The following is a 1,390-nucleotide window of genomic DNA, read 5'->3' on the forward strand; positions in this document are numbered from 1 at the left end:
AGCGAAGCCGCTCACGAGCGCGCCGTTAGTAGCGCTGTAGCGAGCGAGCGGCGTGTGGGTGGTCATCGGCGCTTTCCGGTAGGGTTTGGTTGTTGACGCCAACCCATTTCGGAAGGACCACCGATGACCGACGACATGATGAACCTGCGCACGCTCGTGGAGAAGACCCCGGATGCCGATCTGCTGTGGGAGATGATCGGCTTTGCCGCCGAGCGACTGATGGAAATGGAGGTGGGCGCGGCCACCGGCGCCAGCTATGCGAGAAGAACCCGCTGCCGCTCGCCCAGCGCAATGGCTACCGCGACCGGGACTGGGAGACGCGGGCCGGCACGGTCGAGCTGCGCATCCCGAAGCTCAGGAAGGGAAGCTACTTCCCAGGTTTCCTCGAACCGCGCCGCATGGCCGAGAAGGCGCTAACCGCCGTCATCCAGGAAGCTTATGTGCAAGGCATCTCGACCCGGTCGGTAGACGACCTGGTCAAGGCCATGGGTATGAGCGGCATATCCAAGAGCCAGGTCTCGCGGCTGTGCGAGGAGATCGACGGGAAGGTGAAGGCCTTCCTCGAGCGGCCGATCGAGGGCGATTGGCCATACCTGTGGATCGACGCCACTTACCTGAAGGTCCGCCGCGGTGGGCGGATCGTCTCGGCCGCCGTTATCATCGCCGTCGGCGTCAACGCGGACGGCCGGCGCGAGGTACTGGGCATGGAGATTGGCACCTCGGAGGCCGAGCCGATCTGGACAGAGTTCCTGCGCAAGCTGACACGTCGCGGCCTGCGCGGCGTCAAGCTCGTCGTCTCCGATGCTCACGAAGGCCTCAAGGCGGCCGTCACCAAGGTGCTGTGCGCGACATGGCAGAGGTGCCGCGTCCACTTCATGAGGAACGTGCTGGCCCATGCCGGCAAGAGCGGCCGAAGGGTCGTCTCAGCCTTCATCGCCACCGCTTTCGCCCAGGAAACGCCCGAGACCGCGTCCGTACAATGGCGCGCCGTCGCCGACCAGATCCGGCCGAAGGTGCCGAAGCTGGCGATAATCATGGACGACGCCGAGCCCGACGTGCTGGCCTACATGACCTTCCCCAAGGAACATCGCGCCAAGCTCCACTCGACGAATCCGATCGAACGTCTCAACGGCGAGATCAAGCGGCGCACCGAGGTCGTCGGAATCTTCCCGAACGACGATGCGATCGTGCGCCTCGTCGGCGCAATCCTGCTCGAACAGAACGATGAATGGGCAGTGCAGCGGGCCAGATATATGACTCTGGAAACGATCAGCCAGATGAGCGATGATCCCCTGATCAGCCTGCCAGCCGTGGCCCGCTGATCAGCCCGGCCATGCCGGAGAGCACGGCGACTAATGCCGCCAGCTAAACCGCGCCGCGGGACACGATC

At 64.5% G+C, this 1,390-nt stretch carries 1 pseudogene; it reads left to right on the top strand.

Annotated features, from left to right (window positions below):
* The first annotated feature begins 123 nt into the window (after nt 1-123).
* Nucleotides 124-1,322: pseudogene (locus NKI35_RS31220) on the top strand (IS256 family transposase).
* Nucleotides 1,323-1,390 lie beyond the last annotated feature (68 nt).

The sequence above is a fragment of the Mesorhizobium sp. M0676 genome (genome assembly GCF_040320535.1).
Classification (GTDB): domain Bacteria; phylum Pseudomonadota; class Alphaproteobacteria; order Rhizobiales; family Rhizobiaceae; genus Mesorhizobium.